The sequence below is a fragment of the Paenibacillus sp. UNC496MF genome (assembly GCF_900113915.1).
GTDB lineage: Bacteria > Bacillota > Bacilli > Paenibacillales > Paenibacillaceae > Paenibacillus_Z > Paenibacillus_Z artemisiicola.
Genome location: NZ_FORE01000007.1, coordinates 379,301 through 396,727, shown reverse-complemented (window position 1 = coordinate 396,727; position 17,427 = coordinate 379,301). Strand labels below are relative to the sequence as shown.

15 protein-coding genes are annotated in these 17,427 nt (G+C 64.2%); 7 read left to right on the top strand and 8 right to left on the bottom strand.

Annotation, left to right across the window (positions count from 1 at the left end; all coding sequences use genetic code 11):
* Positions 1 to 25: 25 nt before the first annotated feature.
* The 7 genes from BMZ79_RS13580 to BMZ79_RS13550 form a co-directional block, all read right to left on the bottom strand.
* The gene (locus BMZ79_RS13580; protein WP_090640893.1) at positions 26 to 514 is read right to left on the bottom strand and encodes an acyl-CoA thioesterase; all 489 of its coding nucleotides are present in this window, start codon (positions 512 to 514) and stop codon (positions 26 to 28) included.
* Between the two features lie 92 nt (positions 515 to 606).
* Positions 607 to 2,361, bottom strand: a complete 1,755-nt coding sequence (gene pyk, locus BMZ79_RS13575) for a pyruvate kinase (protein ID WP_090640892.1) — start codon at positions 2,359 to 2,361, stop codon at positions 607 to 609.
* A 45-nt stretch (positions 2,362 to 2,406) separates the two neighbouring features.
* Entirely contained in the window at positions 2,407 to 3,417 is a 1,011-nt protein-coding gene (locus BMZ79_RS13570) for an acetyl-CoA carboxylase carboxyltransferase subunit alpha (protein WP_090640890.1), read from the bottom strand.
* The gene (accD, locus tag BMZ79_RS13565; RefSeq protein WP_090640889.1) at positions 3,407 to 4,279 is read right to left on the bottom strand and encodes an acetyl-CoA carboxylase, carboxyltransferase subunit beta; all 873 of its coding nucleotides are present in this window, start codon (positions 4,277 to 4,279) and stop codon (positions 3,407 to 3,409) included. The genes BMZ79_RS13570 and accD overlap by 11 nt, the downstream gene beginning before the upstream one ends.
* A gap of 137 nt (positions 4,280 to 4,416) precedes the next feature.
* A complete protein-coding gene (locus tag BMZ79_RS13560; RefSeq protein ID WP_090640888.1) occupies positions 4,417 to 4,611 on the bottom strand; it encodes a glutamate decarboxylase in 195 nt (64 codons plus the stop codon).
* 180 nt (positions 4,612 to 4,791) lie between these two features.
* Positions 4,792 to 5,289 carry a phosphatidylglycerophosphatase A family protein gene (locus BMZ79_RS13555; RefSeq protein ID WP_090640887.1) on the bottom strand — a complete coding sequence of 166 codons (498 nt, stop codon included), beginning with the start codon at positions 5,287 to 5,289 and terminating at the stop codon, positions 4,792 to 4,794.
* 203 nt (positions 5,290 to 5,492) lie between these two features.
* The gene (locus BMZ79_RS13550) at positions 5,493 to 9,200 is read right to left on the bottom strand and encodes a DNA polymerase III subunit alpha (RefSeq protein ID WP_090641034.1); all 3,708 of its coding nucleotides are present in this window, start codon (positions 9,198 to 9,200) and stop codon (positions 5,493 to 5,495) included.
* Between the two features lie 142 nt (positions 9,201 to 9,342).
* On the opposite strand from BMZ79_RS13550, the gene BMZ79_RS13545 reads away from it, so the two are divergent.
* The 3 genes from BMZ79_RS13545 to BMZ79_RS13535 all read left to right on the top strand — a co-directional run bounded on the left by BMZ79_RS13545 (position 9,343) and on the right by BMZ79_RS13535 (position 10,629).
* Positions 9,343 to 9,669: a YtrH family sporulation protein gene (locus BMZ79_RS13545; protein ID WP_090640885.1), complete on the top strand. Its 327-nt coding sequence runs from the start codon at positions 9,343 to 9,345 to the stop codon at positions 9,667 to 9,669.
* A 2-nt stretch (positions 9,670 to 9,671) separates the two neighbouring features.
* Positions 9,672 to 10,184 (top strand): sporulation membrane protein YtrI, encoded by a 513-nt coding sequence (locus BMZ79_RS13540; protein ID WP_090640884.1) that lies wholly within the window; start codon positions 9,672 to 9,674, stop codon positions 10,182 to 10,184.
* A gap of 148 nt (positions 10,185 to 10,332) precedes the next feature.
* On the top strand, positions 10,333 to 10,629 hold the full coding sequence (locus BMZ79_RS13535) for a YtpI family protein (RefSeq protein WP_090640881.1): 297 nt from the start codon (positions 10,333 to 10,335) through the stop codon (positions 10,627 to 10,629).
* Between the two features lie 116 nt (positions 10,630 to 10,745).
* Here BMZ79_RS13535 and BMZ79_RS13530 read toward each other — a convergent pair whose 3' ends face one another.
* Positions 10,746 to 12,092, bottom strand: coding sequence for a DRTGG domain-containing protein (locus BMZ79_RS13530; protein WP_371263720.1), 1,347 nt, complete (start codon positions 12,090 to 12,092; stop codon positions 10,746 to 10,748).
* A 240-nt stretch (positions 12,093 to 12,332) separates the two neighbouring features.
* On the opposite strand from BMZ79_RS13530, the gene BMZ79_RS13525 reads away from it, so the two are divergent.
* The 4 genes from BMZ79_RS13525 to BMZ79_RS13510 are packed head-to-tail and all read left to right on the top strand — an operon-like array spanning position 12,333 to position 17,423.
* Positions 12,333 to 13,703 (top strand): YheC/YheD family endospore coat-associated protein, encoded by a 1,371-nt coding sequence (locus tag BMZ79_RS13525; RefSeq protein WP_090640878.1) that lies wholly within the window; start codon positions 12,333 to 12,335, stop codon positions 13,701 to 13,703.
* A gap of 20 nt (positions 13,704 to 13,723) precedes the next feature.
* The gene (locus BMZ79_RS13520; RefSeq protein WP_090640876.1) at positions 13,724 to 14,902 is read left to right on the top strand and encodes a YheC/YheD family endospore coat-associated protein; all 1,179 of its coding nucleotides are present in this window, start codon (positions 13,724 to 13,726) and stop codon (positions 14,900 to 14,902) included.
* Entirely contained in the window at positions 14,899 to 16,275 is a 1,377-nt protein-coding gene (locus BMZ79_RS13515; protein WP_090640875.1) for a YheC/YheD family endospore coat-associated protein, read from the top strand. The genes BMZ79_RS13520 and BMZ79_RS13515 overlap by 4 nt, the downstream gene beginning before the upstream one ends.
* Positions 16,275 to 17,423, top strand: a complete 1,149-nt coding sequence (locus tag BMZ79_RS13510) for a YheC/YheD family endospore coat-associated protein (RefSeq protein ID WP_090640873.1) — start codon at positions 16,275 to 16,277, stop codon at positions 17,421 to 17,423. The genes BMZ79_RS13515 and BMZ79_RS13510 overlap by 1 nt, the downstream gene beginning before the upstream one ends.
* The last annotated feature ends 4 nt before the right edge of the window (positions 17,424 to 17,427 follow it).

Below are 17,427 nucleotides of genomic sequence, written 5' to 3'. Positions count from 1 at the left end.
TCCTTGGCTTCCTGACGATGACCGTCTACGCACGCGCGCGGGCTTCGAGCATCGCGTAAAACTCGGGCAGCGCCTTGTCCAGCCGGGCCGGCCGCCAATCGCGGTTCACCCAGACGTGGCGCGTGCCGCCTTTGACCAGCAGCTTCCCGGGCGGTTCGGGGCCGTCCCAGAAGAGCGGGTACGAGTCGCCTTCCCCGATCAGCCGCACCTCGGAGCGAAACGCCATCCGGACCGGCGACAGCGCGTCGATCCGCGTGCAGACGAGCACTTGATCGTCGTACCGTGCCGGCGAGACGTACGCGCAGTCCAGGTCGACGACCGGTAGCAGCAGCCCCTTCTTCTCGATTTCGTTGTAGGGCATGCCCAGCGACCGCACGAGCTCCGTCCGTCCGATCTCGAACCAGGTCACGTAATTCCCGTAGAACACGACGCCCATTTGGTCGCTTTCCTGATACCGCACCCGAAGGGGGTGCAAATGCCAGCGGCAAGCCGCGGCGGCGGTTTCCTGCGCCATCGTTATTCTCTCCTTACTTGAACGAAAAGCGACGGCGCTTACCGCGCCATCGCTTCTCTATACGTGCTATGCCGTTGCCGGGTTGCTTACGATTACATGACCTTGGCTTGTCCGGAATAAATGACGCCCATCTCGGCGTACACCGTCACTTCCATGCCGTCGTGCAGCAACTCGAGCGCGTTCGGCACGCCGAGGATGACCGGGATGCCGAGGTTAAGCGCCACGATCGCCGCATGGCTCGTGATGCCGCCTTGCTCGGTGATGACGGCCGCCGCCTTCTGAATCGCCGGCATATACTCCCGGTCCGTCGTCGACGTCACCAGAATCGTGCCTTCCGTCGTCTTCGCGACGGCTTCCTCCGGCGTGCGGGCCGTAACGACTTTGCCCGTCGCGCTTTGGGTGCCGATGCCTTGGCCCTTCGCCAGCATTTCGCCGATCGTGTGGATCTTGATCAGGTTCGTGGAGCCGGAACGGCCGACGGGCACGCCCGCCGAAATAATGACCGTGTCGCCCAGCTTCACGAGGCCGGAATTGATGCCGCCTTGAACGGCGATGTCGAACATCTCGTCCGTCGTTTGCGCCGGCGTGCCGAGCGACGGAATGACGCCCCAGATGAGCGCCAAGCGGCGCATGACCTGCTCGTTCGGCGTGACCGCGATGACCGGCGATTTCGGACGGTATTTGGATACCATGCGCGCCGTATAGCCGCTTTCCGTCGAAGTGATGATTGCTTTGGCGTTCAAGTCGAGCGCGGAATTCGCCACGGCTTGGCTGATCGCTTCCGTCACGGTCGTTTGCTGCGCTTGCGCCTGCTTCGTGAAGATCTCGCGGAAATCGAGCGCCGACTCCGCGCGCATCGCGATGCGGGACATCGTCTGCACGGATTCCACCGGATACTTGCCCGCGGCCGTCTCGCCGGAGAGCATGATCGCGTCGGTGCCGTCGAAGATCGCGTTCGCGACGTCGCTCGCTTCCGCGCGCGTCGGGCGCGGGTTGCGCTGCATGGAATCCAGCATTTGCGTCGCCGTGATGACCGGCTTGCCGGCGCGGTTGCACTTCTGGATCATGTTTTTCTGGACGAGCGGCACCTCTTCGGCCGGAATCTCCACGCCGAGGTCGCCCCGCGCGACCATCAGGCCGTCGGACACTTCCAGAATCTCGTCGAGGTTGTCGACGCCCTGCTGGTTTTCGATTTTGGAGATGATCTGAATATGGCTCGCGTTATGCTTCTCCAGCAGCTCGCGGATTTCGAGCACGTCCGTCGCCTTGCGCACGAACGATGCCGCGATGAAGTCGATGCCCTGCTCGATGCCGAACACGATATCGCCCGCGTCCTTCTCCGTGATGCCCGGGAGCGAGATATGCACGCCCGGAACGTTGACGCCCTTCTTGCTCTTGATCGGGCCGCTGTTCACGATGCGGCACTTGATCTCCGTGCCCTGCACGTCTTCGACCGTCAGCCCGATCAAGCCGTCGTCGATCAGAATCGTCGAGCCGACGTGGACGTCGGCCGGCAGGTTGGAATACGTGACCGGAATCCGGTCGCGGTCGCCCAAAATCTCTTCCGTCGTCAGCGTGATCGTCTCGCCCTGGTTCAGCTCGATCGGCTCTTCCTTCAGCTTGCCGAGACGGATCTCGGGGCCTTTGGTGTCGAGCAGGATCGCGACGTTCTTGCCCAGCTCGCGGCTGGCTTGGCGGATGTTCTTGATCCGGTTGCCGTGCTCTTCGAAATCGCCGTGCGAGAAATTCAGACGGGCGACGTTCATGCCCGCGTTAATGAGCTTCTTCGTGTTTTCCAGCGATTCGCTGGAAGGACCGATCGTACATACAATCTTTGTTTTGCGCATGAGTGGTTTCCATCCTCCGTGATTCCGTCTACGAATATTGGGTTGTCAAACTTGAGCGGACTCGGCTTCCGCCGCGGGCTCCGGCGCTTGCGCGGCCGGCGCCGGCGTACGGTAGGCGCCGACCTTGCGAAATTTATTGTAACGGTCCGTAATCAGCTCGTCCGGGGTCATGCGGGACAGCTCCGTCAAATGGCGCCACACCGCTTCCTTGATCGATTCGGATTGCGCCGCCAGATCGCGGTGCGCGCCGCCCTGCGGCTCCTCGATGATCTCCTCGATGATCCCGAAGCCGAGCAGGTCGCCGGCCGTAATTTTCATGACTGCCGCCGCTTCGTCCGCGCGGCCCGCGTCCTTCCACAGAATGGAAGCCGCGCCGTTCGGCGAAATTGCGGAATAAATGGCGTTCTCCAGCATCAGCACGCGGTTGCCCACGCCGAGCGCGAGCGCGCCGCCGCTGCCGCCTTCGCCGATGACCACGCAAATGATCGGAACGCCGAACGTGGCCATCTCGCGCAAATTGCGCGCGATCGCCTCGGATTGTCCCCGCTCTTCGGCGGTGTTGCCGGGATAGGCGCCCTTCGTGTCGATGAACGTCACGATCGGGCGGCCGAATTTGTTCGCCTGCTGCATGAGGCGCAGCGCCTTGCGGAAGCCTTCCGGGTGCGGACTGCCGAAGAAGCGCGCGATATTGTCCTTCGTGTCTTTGCCGCGCTGATGGCCGATGACCGTGACCGGCACGCCGTTCAGCTTGGCGAGGCCGCCGACGATCGCCAGATCGTCCGCGAACAGCCGGTCGCCGTGCAGTTCGATGAAGTCGGTAAAGATTTCGCCGATGAAGTCCAGGGACGTCGGGCGGCCGTGATGGCGTGCCAGGTGCATCTTCTGGGCGGGCGTCAATTCGTTGTACAGGTCTTCCTGCAGCTGTTTGCAGCGCTCCTCGAGGCGGGCGATTTCATCGCTGAAATCGATGCCCGATTCCTGGCCGAATTTTTTCAGCTCTTCGATTTTCTTTTGCAGTTCGTTCAGCGGTTTCTCAAAGGGCAGTTCACCCGCCATGAATCCAATCCCCTTTCTCGGCATGCATATCCAGCAGTTTGGTCAGCATCGGCTTCATTTCCTTGCGGTGCACGACTTTGTCCAGCTGGCCGTGCTGCAGGTTGAATTCCGCCGTCTGGAAGTTGTCCGGCAGCTTCTGGCGGATCGTCTGTTCGATGACGACGCGGCCCGCGAAGCCGACGAGCGCGCCGGGCTCGGCCAGGTTGAAGTCGCCGAGCATCGCGAAGCTGGCGGAAACGCCGCCGGTCGTCGGGTCCGTCATGACGGAGATGTACAAGCCGCCGTCGCCCTGGAATCTCGCGAGCGCGGCGCTCGTCTTGGCCATCTGCATGAGGCTGAGGATGCTCTCCTGCATCCGGGCGCCGCTCGACGTCGAGAAAATGAGGAGCGGCAGCTTCTTCGCGTGGGCTTGTTCGATCGCGCGCGCGATCTTCTCGCCGACGACCGAGCCCATGCTCCCCGCGAAGAAATCGAAGCTCATGAAAGCGGCGACGACCGGCAGTCCGCCGATCGTCCCTTCTCCGGTTACGACCGCGTCGGTCAGGCCGGAGCTTTTCTTTTGCGCTTCCACTTTGGCGGCGTAGCCGGGAAAACCGAGCGGATCCTCGGAGGAGAGGTCCGCGTCGAATTCCGTCAGGCGGCCTTCGTCAAGCGTGATCGCGATCCGCTCCCAGGCGCTGAGCCGGAAGTGATAGCCGCAGCTCGGGCAAACCTTCAGGTTCTTCTCGATCTCCTTGCTGAACTGAATGTTGCCGCACTTCGGGCACTTGGACATCAAGCCCTCCGGAATTTCCGGTTTCGTGCGGGGCTGGCCCGAAGGAATCGTGGCGTATTTTTTTTTATGGAATAAGTCCTTGAACACGAGTGACACCTCTTTGGGAGCGCGATAGTTTAACTTTCACGGTGCGCCCGGTCGCGGCCGCCGTCATCGCGGACGGCGTTCGGAAACGCGAACGCTTCCGGCAACGCGGCCGGCGCCCGGAAACGCCGAAGCTATGGTTAACGCTGCGAGTTTAAAATATGGTTCAGCACTTCCTGCACTTCTTCCAGTTCGCCAGATGGGACCAATATTTCGTACTGCTGCTTCGAAACGTTGATCGGTCTTATCTTTACGAGAAACCCTTCCTGGGTCAGCCGGTTTTTGATGCTCTCCGCAATTTTGGCCGTCGGCGCGATATAGATAACCGTCCACATGAAAGGAACCTCCTGAGCCGTTGTTAAAGGGGCATCTGTACGCACATGGAGAACCATGGCCGCGATATAAACTCTCGTTATCTGGGCATATGATGTCATAATGATACCATATGTTTAGATTCCATCGCAACGCCGCCCCCTCCGGCCCCGCCGTTCCCGCCGGAAATCTCCCATCGCGTGTCAATTCGTCTGGTCGGCGATTTCGTAGCGGGCAGCCTTCGGATCCTGATGCGCGATCCGCGCGGAAGCCGCGGCCGCGAGGCCGGCGACGAGGTCGTCCAGAAAAACGTGGACGTGCTTGCCTTTCTCGTTCAGCTTGCGGATGATGCCCGGCTTCACCTTGTCGAGGTAGCCGAAGCTCGTAAGGCCGATCATCCCGTAGACGTTCGTGATGCCGAGCGCGAGCGTCTCGTCGACGCCGTACAGCGATTCGTCCGCTTCCATGATCGCCTGCAGCGGCTCCGGAAGCAGCTTCCGCTCGGCCAGCTCATCCAGCGCGATCCCCGTGAACAGCACGTACTGCACCTCGCGCTTCCCGAGCACGTGCAGGACGCTCTCTTCGCATTCTTGGTAAGTCAGGTCCGGATTATAAGGGCGCTGCAGCGAAAATACGATATCCGCCACGTCGCTCACCTCGACGCCTCGCCGGTTCAGCCATTTTTCCATGTTGGACGACATGCCCATCCCCCCGCATCGGCTTGTACGAAACGGCCCGTCCAGAGCAGCCGGAAAACCCGGCGCGCGGGCGGCGGCCGATCTCGCGCAAGCTTCGAAAATGCGGAGCCGTCAGTCAATCTAGCTCCGTGTCTCCTAAATGTATGCGGAGTTGCGGAAACATGTGCATGCCGGAAAATTAAAGATCGCCCCTAAACGGACAAGCGTCATTTCACGATGGCGGAGCCTTTGCCGAAGAGCGCTTCGATGCCCGCCAGCAGCTGCTGCGACGGCTTCACGCGGAAGGCGTCGCTGAGCGCCACGGTCCGCCCCTCGCGCTCGTAGAACAGCACGGTTTCGAGCGGCCCCGCGCTGCCCGTCAGCAGCGACTTCAGCCGCTCCAGCGCGCCGGCCTCCTCGCGGCCGGCGGCGATTTTGACGTACAGCCGCTGCGCGCGCTTCGCCGGCGGAGCCGGGCGCGCCCGGCCCGCGGCGCCGCCGTTCGCGGCCGCCGCGCGCGGCGGCGCTTGGCCGCCGGCGGCGGCGGCCGGCGGCGAGGCCGCGGGCCGCGCGCCTGCGGTCGCGGCCGGAGCGGCCGCGGAGCCGCCCGGCGCCGCATGCGCGCGGCCGCCCGCGCCGCCGGCCGCCGCGCCGTCGCGCGCGGCGCGGCTCTGGCCGAACCGCAGCAGGCGCTGCACCTGCGCCGCGAGGTCGCGCGGCGCGCCGGCGCCGTCCATCCCGCCGTCGCCGAGCGGGATCGCGTCCTCCAGCAGCAGCTTGTAATCCTCGTCCTGCTGCTGCACCTTCGCGAGCAGGACGACGAGGCGGCCGGGCTCGAGCAGCGGCTCGCAGCGTTTCCAGATCGTCGGGAACGCCACCGCCTCCACGCGCATGATGCGGTCCTCGACCTCGAGGAACGCCATCGCCTGTCCTTTGCGCGTCATGAGCGGCTTCTTCGACACGACCATCGCGGCGGAGACGGCGTACGTCCCGTCCGGCGCCTCGGCCAGGTCGACCAGCCGGTCCGTCGGCAGCCCCGCCAGCGCTTCGTCGAACGCGTCCAGCGGATGGCCGGACAGGTACATGCCGAGCAGCTCCCGTTCCAGCCCGAGCAGCTGGCCGGTCGTGTACGGCCGCACCTCCGGCAGCTCGACGTCCCAATTCTGCACCTCGTCGAAGCCGAACAGCTCGATCTGCAGCTCCTCGCGCTCCTTGCGCCACTTGAGCGCCGCCTCGACCGTCTCGTCGAGCACCGCGACGAGCTGCGCCCGGTGCGCGCCGAGCGAATCGCACGCGCCCGCCTGGATCAGCGACTCCAGCACGCGCTTGTTGGCGACCCGCAGGTCGACGCGCCGGCACAGGTCGGTCAGGCTGTCGAAGCGGCGCTGCGCCCGCTCCTTCAGCAACGCGTCGATCGCCTGCGTGCCGACGTTCTTGATCGACGCCAGGCCGAAGCGGATCGCGCCGCCGACGGGCGTGAACGTCACGCTGCTTTCGTTGACGTCCGGGGGCAGCACCTCGATGTCCATGCGGCGGCATTCGTCGACGTATTCCGCCGTCTTGCGCTGGTTGCCGGTCACCGAGGCGAGCATCGACGCCATGAACGGCACGGGATGATTCGCCTTCAGCCAAGCGGTCTGGAAGGCGAGGACCCCGTAAGCCGCCGCGTGCGCGCGCGGAAAGCCGTAATCGGCGAACCGCACGATCATGTCGTAGACGGCGTTCGCGTCGCGCTCGCCGTAGCCCTGCCCCTGGCTGCCCGCGACGAAGTGCGCCCGCTCCTCGTCGAGCACTTCGCGCTTCTTCTTCGAGACGGCGCGGCGGAGCAGGTCGGCTTCGCCGAGCGAGAAGCCCGCCATCGCCGAAGCGATCTGCATGATTTGCTCCTGGTACACGATGATGCCGTACGTGTCGGCCAGGATCGGCTCGAGCGACGGATGCGGGTACTCCACGTCCGCGAGGCCGTGCTTGCCGGCGATGTATTTGGGAATGAACTCCATCGGGCCCGGACGGTACAGGGCCAGGACGGAGACGATGTCTTCGAATTGCGTCGGCTTCAGCTCGCGGAGCACCCGGCGGACGCCGGCCGACTCCAGCTGGAAGATGCCCGTCGTGTCCCCGCGCGTCAGCATCGCGTACGTCGCGGGATCGTCGTCCGGGATGCGCCGGAAGTCGACGGTAATGCCCTGCTGCCGCTTCACCCAATCCAGGGCGCGCTCCAGAATGGACAGCGTCCGCAGGCCGAGAAAGTCCATCTTCAGCAGGCCGACGGCCTCGAGGTTTTCCATGGAATACTGCGTCAGCGCCGTCCGCTCCGTGCCCGCCTGCAGCGGCACGTAATTCGTCAGCGGCTCGCCGGAGATGACGACGCCCGCCGCGTGGGTCGAAGCGTGCCGGGGCATGCCCTCGACCTTCAGCGCCATGCGCAGCAGGTCCGCCGTCTTCGGCTGGCGCTCGGCCGCTTCGCGCAGCTCGGCGCTCGTCCGCAGCGCCTCCTCGAGCGAGATGCCGAGCTGGCTCGGGATCAGCTTCGCGGCGCGGTCCACCTCGCCGAACGGCACCGCCATCGCCCGGCCGACGTCGCGAACGGCCGCCTTGGCCGCCATCGTGCCGAACGTGATGATTTGGGCGACGTGCTCCTCGCCGTACTTGGCCGAGACGTAGGCGATGACCTCGTCGCGCCGTTCGTCGTTGAAGTCGATGTCGATATCCGGCATCGTCACGCGCTCGGGGTTCAGGAAGCGCTCGAACAGGAGCTTGTATTTGAGCGGGTCGACGTCCGTGATGCGCAGCGTGTACGCCACGAGGCTGCCCGCCGAGGAGCCCCGGCCCGGTCCCGTCCGGATGCCCTGCTCGTGGGCGAAGCGGATGAAGTCCCAGACGATGAGAAAATAATCGCTGAAGCCCATATTGTCGATGACCTTCAGCTCGTAGAGCAGCCGCTCGAGCGCCTTCCGCTTCGCGGATTCGTCCGCCGTCCAGGCGGGATCGCCGGCGTACCGCGCTTCCAGCCCTTCGCGGCACAGCGCCTCGAGGTACGCGGAGGACGTCATGCCCGCCGGAATCGGATGGAACGCCGGCAGCAGCGCGCGCCCGAACGTCAGCTCGAGCTCGCATTTCGCCGCGATTTCGGCGGTCCGCCGGACCGCGTCCTCCGCCTGCCGGAACTGCCGGTACATCTCGTCCGCGCTCTTCAGGTACATCTGGTCGGTCAGCATCTGCAGCCGATCGTCGTCCTCGACGGTCTTGCCGGTGCCGATGCAGATGAGCACGTCCTGCACGGCCGCGTCGGCCGGCTGCAGGTAGTGCACGTCGTTCGTCGCGACGGTCGGAATGCCGGTCCGCGCCGCCAGCTCGAGCGTCGCCTGCAGCACTTTCTTTTGCTCCAGCATGCCGTGGTCCTGCAGCTCGAGGTAGAAATCGTCGCCGAAGATCGACCGGTAGCGCTCCGCCGACCGGAGCGCCTCGTCGTGCTTGTCGTGCAGCAGCAGCTGCGCGATCTCGCTGCCGAGGCAGGAGCTGAGGCAGATCAGGCCCTCCGAATGCGCGCGCAGCGCCTCGAAATCGATCCGCGGCTTATAGTGGAACCCCTCCAAATGCCCGATGGAGACGAGCTTCATCAAATTCCGGTACCCCGTCTCGTTCTTCGCGAGCAGGATGAGGTGATAGATCGGATTGTCCTTGCGCGCGCCCTTGTCGAAGCGCGAGCCGGTCGTCAGGTACGCCTCGCAGCCGATGATCGGCTTGATGCCGCGCGCCCGGCACGCCTTATAAAACGGAACGGCGCCGTACATGACCCCGTGATCGGTCAGCGCCAGCGCCTTCATGCCCAGCTCCGCGGCGGTCTCGACCAGATCCTTGATCCGCGCGGCTCCGTCCAGGAGACTGAATTCGCTATGGACGTGCAAATGTACAAACTCGCGGTCGCCGCTCATCGCCATTCCTTCTTTCTCGTAAACGAGCATCTTTTTCTATCATTTTATCATAATGGCCCCCCGCAAGCCCATACAATGGATTCGAGAGGGGACGGGCCGCGTCCCCGCCAGATCCCCCGGAACCGAAGGGAGCGCAGCCTGCATGGAGTCCTTCTTATCGAAATCCATCGTCGACTTCTTCATCGCGTTCGGCGTCGTGTTCGGCGGCTCGATGCTCGCCGGCATGGGGTCCGTCTTCGTCATGGCCGCCCCCGCCGCGATCATGATCGACACGGCTTCCCGGCTGAAAATATGGGCGCTCGTCGCGGCGGTCGGCGGCACGATCGACCCCATGCGCGTCATCGAAAGCAACATGCTCGAAGGGCATCTCTCGCCCGTCGTGCAGCAAGTCTTCTACATCCTGTGCGCCTTCCTGGGCGCGCATATGGGCACGGAGCTCATCCGCTGGCTCTGCAAAGGAGCGGCCTAGCGATGCGCGTGCCCCCCTTCGAACGGTTCGCGCGGTTCACGCAGGCCGTCGCCTTCGTCGTGCTCGGCGGCATTCTCGGCGCCATGGCGTACCATGCGGTTTTTTTCATGAATTTCGACGCGCTGCGCGAGACGAATACGGAATTGGAGGACAAGCTGAGCGACTACGAGGACCGGCTCGAGAAGCTGAATCAGTTCAAGAACCAGCATACGGTGGTGAAGAGCGTGCAGCCGATCCTGCTGGACCGGAAAGAGGAAGAGCCCGTCGCCGGGCTGGACGAGCAGACGAAGCTGGAGTTGAAGACCAAGCTGAAGAAGGATCTCTCCGTCTTCCTCGGGACGAGCATTTACAAGATCAACTCGAACGGAGAGCTGGCCCGGCTGCTGCTGAACGACAAAACCTATCTCGTCGGGGGGAACAAAGAGTTCACGGTGCAAATCCATACGATGCTGGTCGTGGACAACGTGCTGCAGGTGTGGTTTACGGCGAAGCCGTACGCGCGGCCGATCAAATGAGCGCTCCGCGGCCGGCGTTCGCGTCCTGCGAGGCGCGGCCGGCGCAGGGCGGGCGACGAAAACGGCATTTTCGTTTGCCGTGCCGTTCATGGTACAATGGTGGGCAGAAAACAAGCCCTGCTTTGGGCAAAGGAGCTGCACGCCAGTCATGGTTAACGCCTTACATTGGGCCATCGTCCTCGTCATCTGCCTCACGTCGGTGATGTCGGCCGTCTTCAGTTACAAAGCGCGGCGCACGTCCGACACGCGCCGGCGCGGCATGCTCGCCGCCCGCACCAACATGTGCATGGGCGTCATGCTCGTCTTCATCGCGCTGTTCATGATGCTCGCCTTCTCCGGCTCGACGGTCAAGGTCATCATCAGCGCGCTCATCATCGTCATCGGCCTGTTCAACCTGTTCGCGGGGCTGCGCAACAACAGCGTCTACCGTTCGATGAAAGGCTAGCCGGCCGGCTTCCTTCAGGCTTGCGCAACCTGCTCGGCGCTCGAAACCCGGCCTTCCCCTCGCGAAGCAGCTCGGTCGAATCTTGCGTTCCCCTTCGCAGTCCGGAACCGCCCCCCTTAGTAGGGATCGATCAGCTGCGCCGCGAGCATCGCCTTGGCCGCCGTGCCCGCGGGGTCCTTCAGCTCGATCTCGAGCTTGACGCTCTTGCGGCTCATCTCCAGCAGCGACGGCACGATGACGATCTCGCTCTCCAGCTGGAGCGGCCGGACGAAATACGTCGTCATGCTCTCGATCACGTAATCCCGCTTCCCCAGCTCCCGGATAAACCCCCGGGCCGCCTGCGTCATCAGCGTGACGAGCACGCCCTCCGAGATCGTGCCGAACGTCCCCGACATTTGCGGCGTGATCCGTCCTTCGTACGCCGCGCGTTCCCCTTCCGCATCCTCCGTCAATCGAAAGCCCGCCCCGATCAGCTCGTCGAACGTCTCTCCGGATTCCTTTTGCTTGCCCGCGTAGCGCATCGCCTCCAGCGCTTCGTTGCGGCTGACCGCGGCGAGCAGCTTGCGGTTCTTGTCCACGATCGGCAGCAGGTCGATCCCCTCGGCCGCCATCGTGTGCGCCGCGGACGCGATCGGAATGTTCGGCGCCGCCGTGATCGGATTGCGCGCCATCAGCTTCTCGACCGGCACGGCCTCGTCCGCGCCCTCCGCGTCCTTCGCCGTCATCATCCCGACGACCCGCCCCCGCTCGTCCAGCACCGGAAACCGCGTGCCCCCGACCCGGGCGGCCAGCCGCACGTAATCGCCCTTCGTCTCGCCGAGCCGCATCGTCTCCACCGGGCGGCTGTACGTCACGATGTCCTCGACGAGCATGATTTTCTGCCGGATGAGCCGGTCGAACATCGCGCGGTTGATCATGGACGCGACCGTGTACGTATCGTGCTTGGAGGAGATGATCGGCAGCCCGAGCTCGTCCGCGAGCAGCCGGATGTCCTCGCTCGTGCCGAAGCCGCCGGTGATGAGCACGCCCGCGCCCTGCTCCAAGGCGAGGCGGTGGGCGCCCTGCCGGTTGCCGACGATGAGCAGGCTGCCCGCGTCGATGTAGCGGACCATCGCGTCGAGCTCCATCGCGCCGATGACGAATTTGTGCAGCGTCTTCTCAAGGCCCCCCGCGCCGCCGTACAGCTGGCCCTGCACGATGTCGGCCACTTCCCCGAACGTCAGCCGGTCCGGCGTTTCCCGCCCGCGGCGCTGGATCCGGACGGTCCCGATCCGCTCCTTCGTGCTGACGAGCCCCGTCGCCTCCGCCTCCTTGATCGCCTTGTACGCCGTTCCCTCGCTCACGTCCAGCTCCTCCGCCATCGTCCGGACGGACAGCTTCGTTCCGATTTCGAGCTGGCGGATATAGTCCATCAGCCGTTCGTGCTTCGTTTGCGCCTCTGGCGCCTTCCCTCCGGATGCCACGGCGTTCACCCCTTGTCCTTTGCGCAGCGTTCGCTGCCTGTCTGATTCCATTTTACCAGAAAGCTAGACGCGGACGCACCGCTCTTTGGGCGCGGAGACGCGTCATTTTATGTTGAAAACGGCTCTGTCCGCCAATCACCAAGGGATAGATGTCCTCATATGATGAACTAATTCGTGTCAAAATCCTATGGACCCCTGGCCAAAACGTCAACATCCTCCGGCATGGAAGGAGCTCCGTCGATGCTGAAAACGAAAGTCGCCGTTCACGTCATCAGCCCCGGCATTCTGCCGGATGACGCCATCATGCTCGGCGACGCCTATCTGAGACAATGGAAAATCCCGCAAGGTCAGCCGGTGACGCTCAAATTCGGGGCATTGCGCCAATATGTCAAAGTCGTGCCGGTCGAACGGTTCGACGGGATGCGGATCGGTCAAAGCCTGGCAAGGAAGATGGGACTGCTGCAGAACACGACGCTTCGCATCCGTTATCGCGCCGAGGACGCCGTGCTCGCGCTCGGGCCGCTGATCGGCGTGCTGATCAGCCGCGACGACCCGGAGCACCGCGAGCGGCCGTTCGGCTCCATCACGATGTTCTGCAAGGAACTGGTGGATGCCTGCGCCGCGCAGGGCGCCCACGTGTACTTCTTCACGCCGCTTCACCTGAAAGGCAATTTCAATACCGTCGAGGGCTGGACGTATTCGAACGAAGGCTGGCGCAAGGCGTTCATGCCGTCGCCGGACGTCGTCAACAACCGGCTCACGTCGCGCAAGCTGGAGAACCGGCCCAACGTGCAGGCGTTCATTCAAGAAGTCAAGACGCGGCACAACAGCACGGTGTTCAACGAAAAATTCCTCGATAAGCCGGAAGTGTTCGAAGCGCTGGCGAAGGACCCGTCCCTGGTCAAATATTTGCCGGAATCCCACGTGCTCAAAACCTTCCCGATGCTCAAGGCGATGTGCGCCCGGTACCACACCGTCTTCCTGAAGCCGGTGCGCGGCAGCCTGGGCAAAGGCATCATCCGCATCACCCGGCTCGAAGGCGACTCGTATTCCGCGCAGTACGCCACCGTCGGAGGGACGCGCCGGCATTATTTCAGCAGCCTGCTCAAGCTCTACGGCTCCATCTCCGGCAAGATGAAAACCGTCCGGTACCAGATCCAGCAAGGGCTGCAGCTGATCGACATCATGGGCCGGCCCGTCGACTTCCGCGCGCTCGTGCAGAAGAACGAAACCGGCAAATGGGTGCTCACGTCCATCGTCGCCCGCACGGCGGGCAGCCATCATTTCGTGTCGAACCTCGCGAGAGGCGGCACGCTCAGCACCGTTCGCGAGGCCGTCGGCCGGTCCAACCTGTCCGGCGCGAACAGCCACGACGCCCCCGGGAAGCTGCAGCGGGCCGCGATCGACATCGCGCACGGCATCGACGCGTTCATTCCCGCGCATTTCGGCGAGCTCGGCATCGATCTGGCGCTCGATACGCACGGCCGCGTCTGGTTGCTGGAAGTGAATTCCAAGCCTTCCAAGAACGACAATACGCCGCTGCCGGATCAGAAGATCCGTCCCTCCGTCCGCAACATGGTCCGTTACGCGCGGCACTTGGCCGAATTTTGAAGCAAAAGGAGGAAGCGGCGATGGCTGAACCGGCACGAACCGGCATCCTCGGCATCCTGATCAGCCAGCGGCGGTTCGACGGCGCCGGCGGGTGCGAAGAAGCTCCCGTCATGCCGGAGGACGATTTTTGCCGCCGACTTTGCGCGTATGGGCAGACGATCGGCATGCTCGTTTTTTTGTTTTGCGCCTCCCACGCCGCTTCCGCCGGGGAGACGATCGGCGGCTACGCGCTGCGAAGCGGCGAATGGCGGCCCGAGAGCTTTCCGCTCCCCGACGTCGTCTACGACCGGGCGCTGCCGGCGTCGGCCGCGGAAGCCCGGCGGTTCCGGCACGCGCTCGCGCGGCTGAAGCAGCGCAAGCGGTACGCGCTGCTGAACGGCTCGCTGCCCGGCAAGCTCGACGTCTTCCGCGCCATGGCGCATGACGAAGCGCTGCGCCCGCTGCTGCCGGAGACGGAGCCTTACGAAGGCGCCGGCCAATTGGCGCGCCTGCTCGCCCGCCATCCGGGCGGCCTGTTCCTGAAGCCGGCGGCGGGCATGCACGGCAAGGGCGCGCTGCGGCTGCTCGCGGACGCGGAGGGCTGGCGCGCCGACGGCCGCGACCGGCATAACCGCCCGCTCGCGCGCCGCTTCCGCACGCGGGAAGCCGCCGGCGCGTGGCTCGACCGCTTCGCGTCCGCGGCCCCGTACCTCGTTCAGCCCTGCTTGCGGCTGACCGACGAGGAAGGCCGCGCCTTCGACGTCCGGGCGCTCCTGCAGAAGGACGCCGGCGGCCGCTGGACCTTCACCGGCGCGGCCGTGCGGCGCGGCGGCGCGGGCAGCGTGACCGCCAACCTGCACGGCGGCGGCACGGCCGCCACGGCCGCGGCGGCGTTCCGGCCGCGGTTCGGCGAGGACGGCGCGGCGGAGCTGCTGGCGCGCGTCCGTCGCGCGAGCGAACGGGCCGGCGCGTGCCTCGAAGCGCACTTCGGCCGGTTCGCCGAGCTGGGCCTCGATTTCGGCCTCGAGCCGGACGGCCGGCTGTGGCTTTTGGAGGCGAACGCCAAGCCGGGCCGCGCGTCCTTCGCGGCCGACGCCGACGCCGCCGAGGCGGCCGTTCGCCGGCCGCTCGATTATGCGATGCTGCTGGCTTCGCGCCAGCGTCCCCTGTTCCCGACCACCCGAATTCAAAGGAGATACATCCAGGAGGTTCATCCATGAGTTTGACATCTTGTCATGTACACTTCTCACCCTCAAGCGAACGCATCGTCTACCTGTCGGGCTCACTCCTTCGCTCCCTGAAACTGTCCGGCAAGAAGACGATCCAACTGAAATTTGGGCACGAAACGCTGACGGCCGCCGTAAAGCCCATCAACCGGCAGGGCAACCACCTGTACCTGTCCGCCGGCGTCCGCCAGACGATCAAGGTTCCGAAGACCGGCAGCATCTCGTACGTGCAAGGCGAAGACATCGATCTCCAGCTCGGGCCGCTGATCGGCGTGCTGACCGACGGCGACCGCAAGAGCGACTCGCCCTTCGGCTCCCGCTCCGGCTACATCCGCCAGCTGATCCGCATGGGCGAGCGCAAGGCGTACGTGTTCGCCTTCACGCCGCGCGACGTGAACTGGACGAAGGAGACCGTCAACGGCTACTTCCTCAACAGCGCCGGCGCTTGGTACCGCAAGGTCGTGCCGCTGCCGGACGTCGTCTACAACCGGCTGCCGAGCCGCTACGCCGAAACGACGGCCTCGATCATGTCGATGCGGGAACGCTTCGTCCGCAAGGGCGTGCCGTTCTTCAACTGGAGCTTCTTCAACAAATCCGACGTCTATAAGCTGCTGGACAAAGACGTGGAGGCGCTCGAGCACCTGCCGGAATCGGTCAACAACCCGCGCGCCGAGAAGATCAAGGAGATGCTGGAGAATCACCAGTTCATCTATTTCAAGCCCACGGCCGGCAGCCTCGGCATCGGCATCTACCGGCTGACCTACCATCCGAAGCGGGGCTACTTCGCCCGCTACCGGCGCGGCAACACGAACGTGCTGCTGCGCTTCACGAACTTCAACAGCCTGATGCGCATGCTGGAGACGCGCCACGGCAGCGGCCTCGGGCGGTACGTCAGCCAGCAGGGCGTGCGGCTGATCGAGATCGACGGCTGCCCGATCGACTTCCGGTTCCACATGCACAAGAACGGCCGAAACGAATGGGTGCCGGTCGGCATCGGCGCGAAGAAAGCCGGGCGCGGCAGCGTCACGACCCATATCAAGAACGGCGGCTCGCTGCTCACGCCGGAGCAGGCGCTCAGCCGGGTGTTCGGCGATAAGGCCGACGACATGCTGACCAAAGCGAAGGCGGTGTCCGTCAAGCTCTCGCAGGCGATCGAACGCAACTTCCCGCACACGCTCGGCGAGCTCGGCCTCGATATCGGCATCGACAAGGACGGCGAGGTTTGGATGTTCGAAGCGAACGCGAAGCCGGGGCGCTCGATCTTCGCCCACCCGTCGCTGCGCGCGCAGGGCCGCGATTCCATGTCGCATATCCTCGAGCACTGCATGTACTTGAGCAAGTTCAAGGAGCAGGGAGGCGAAGACTGATGGCGTTCGTCATCCACGAGGATACGGCGGCGGACCCTTCGGCTCAGACGAAGTCCAATCAACCGGTCCTCGCCATTCTGACGATCGACGACGAGCTGCAGTTCTTCCGCGGCAACCGCGAAAACTTCGCCGATTTGATCGCCGCGGGCAAGGACAACGGCTTCCTCGTTTACGTCTTGACCGTCAAACAGCTGCGGATCGGACGGAAGTCGCTGAACGGCTACACGTACGATCCCGGCTCGGATACGTGGATCCAGTCGCAGTTTCCGTTTCCCGACTTGATCTACAACCGGATTCCCCTTCGCGAGGACGAACTGCAGCCCGAGGTGCGGCGCAAAATCGCCGCCTGCATGAAGAATCCGAAGGTGCAAATCTTCAATCCGAAGTTCTTCAATAAATGGAGCCTCTTCAAGTGGCTCCGGCAGTCGCGCACCACGAGCCCCTATATCCCCGCGACGCGCCGGCTGCTGACGCTGGGCGGACTCGGCAAAATGATGCAGCGCCACCGGTTTCTCTACCTGAAACCGGTGAGCGGCAAGGCGGGCAAAGGCATCATGACGATCGAGCTGCACCCCGAGAAGGCGCTGCCGTACCGGCTCAAGATCCAAGGCAACAAAGGCAGCACGACCTACAACTGCGGCTCGATCGTCAAGCTGTGGAGCCGCATCAAGAAGGAATGCAGCAGCGACCGGTACATTGCCCAGCAGGGCATCCAGCTGGCCGCGTACAACGACCGTTCCTTCGACCTGCGGGCGCTGATCCAGAAGAACCAGCGGGGACAATGGGACGTCTCCGGCATCGGCGCCCGGCTGGCCGGCTCCATGAGCATCACGACGCACGTCCCGCGCGGCGGCAGCATCGAGGATCCCGAGAAACTGCTTGTCGGCGTATTTGGCCAAGACGAAGCTAATAAACTTCTTACGAAGGCCCGCTCCGCCGCGCTCGTCATCGCCCGCCAGATCGAACGCGGCTCCGGCCGCAGGCTGGCGGAGATGTCGATGGATCTCGGCATCGACCAGTCGGGCAGCATCTGGTTTTTCGAAGCCAACGCGAAGCCGATGAAGTTCGACGAGCCGGACATCCGGAAACGTTCGCTGGAGCGGATTTTCCAATACAGCAGCTATTTGTTGCGCAACAAGAACAAATAGCGGG

What these genes read in the sequence shown, in the direction of transcription:
- BMZ79_RS13525 (WP_090640878.1), top strand. Translation starts at nt 12,333, where the DNA reads ATGCTGAAAACGAAAGTCGCCGTTCACGTCATCAGCCCCGGCATTCTG.
- BMZ79_RS13580 (WP_090640893.1), bottom strand. Translation starts at nt 514, where the DNA reads ATGGCGCAGGAAACCGCCGCCGCGGCTTGCCGCTGGCATTTGCACCCC.
- BMZ79_RS13540 (WP_090640884.1), top strand. Translation starts at nt 9,672, where the DNA reads ATGCGCGTGCCCCCCTTCGAACGGTTCGCGCGGTTCACGCAGGCCGTC.
- BMZ79_RS13510 (WP_090640873.1), top strand. Translation starts at nt 16,275, where the DNA reads ATGGCGTTCGTCATCCACGAGGATACGGCGGCGGACCCTTCGGCTCAG.
- BMZ79_RS13520 (WP_090640876.1), top strand. Translation starts at nt 13,724, where the DNA reads ATGGCTGAACCGGCACGAACCGGCATCCTCGGCATCCTGATCAGCCAG.
- pyk (WP_090640892.1), bottom strand. Translation starts at nt 2,361, where the DNA reads ATGCGCAAAACAAAGATTGTATGTACGATCGGTCCTTCCAGCGAATCG.
- BMZ79_RS13535 (WP_090640881.1), top strand. Translation starts at nt 10,333, where the DNA reads ATGGTTAACGCCTTACATTGGGCCATCGTCCTCGTCATCTGCCTCACG.
- BMZ79_RS13550 (WP_090641034.1), bottom strand. Translation starts at nt 9,200, where the DNA reads ATGAGCGGCGACCGCGAGTTTGTACATTTGCACGTCCATAGCGAATTC.
- BMZ79_RS13515 (WP_090640875.1), top strand. Translation starts at nt 14,899, where the DNA reads ATGAGTTTGACATCTTGTCATGTACACTTCTCACCCTCAAGCGAACGC.
- BMZ79_RS13545 (WP_090640885.1), top strand. Translation starts at nt 9,343, where the DNA reads ATGGAGTCCTTCTTATCGAAATCCATCGTCGACTTCTTCATCGCGTTC.
- BMZ79_RS13570 (WP_090640890.1), bottom strand. Translation starts at nt 3,417, where the DNA reads ATGGCGGGTGAACTGCCCTTTGAGAAACCGCTGAACGAACTGCAAAAG.
- BMZ79_RS13555 (WP_090640887.1), bottom strand. Translation starts at nt 5,289, where the DNA reads ATGTCGTCCAACATGGAAAAATGGCTGAACCGGCGAGGCGTCGAGGTG.
- BMZ79_RS13560 (WP_090640888.1), bottom strand. Translation starts at nt 4,611, where the DNA reads ATGTGGACGGTTATCTATATCGCGCCGACGGCCAAAATTGCGGAGAGC.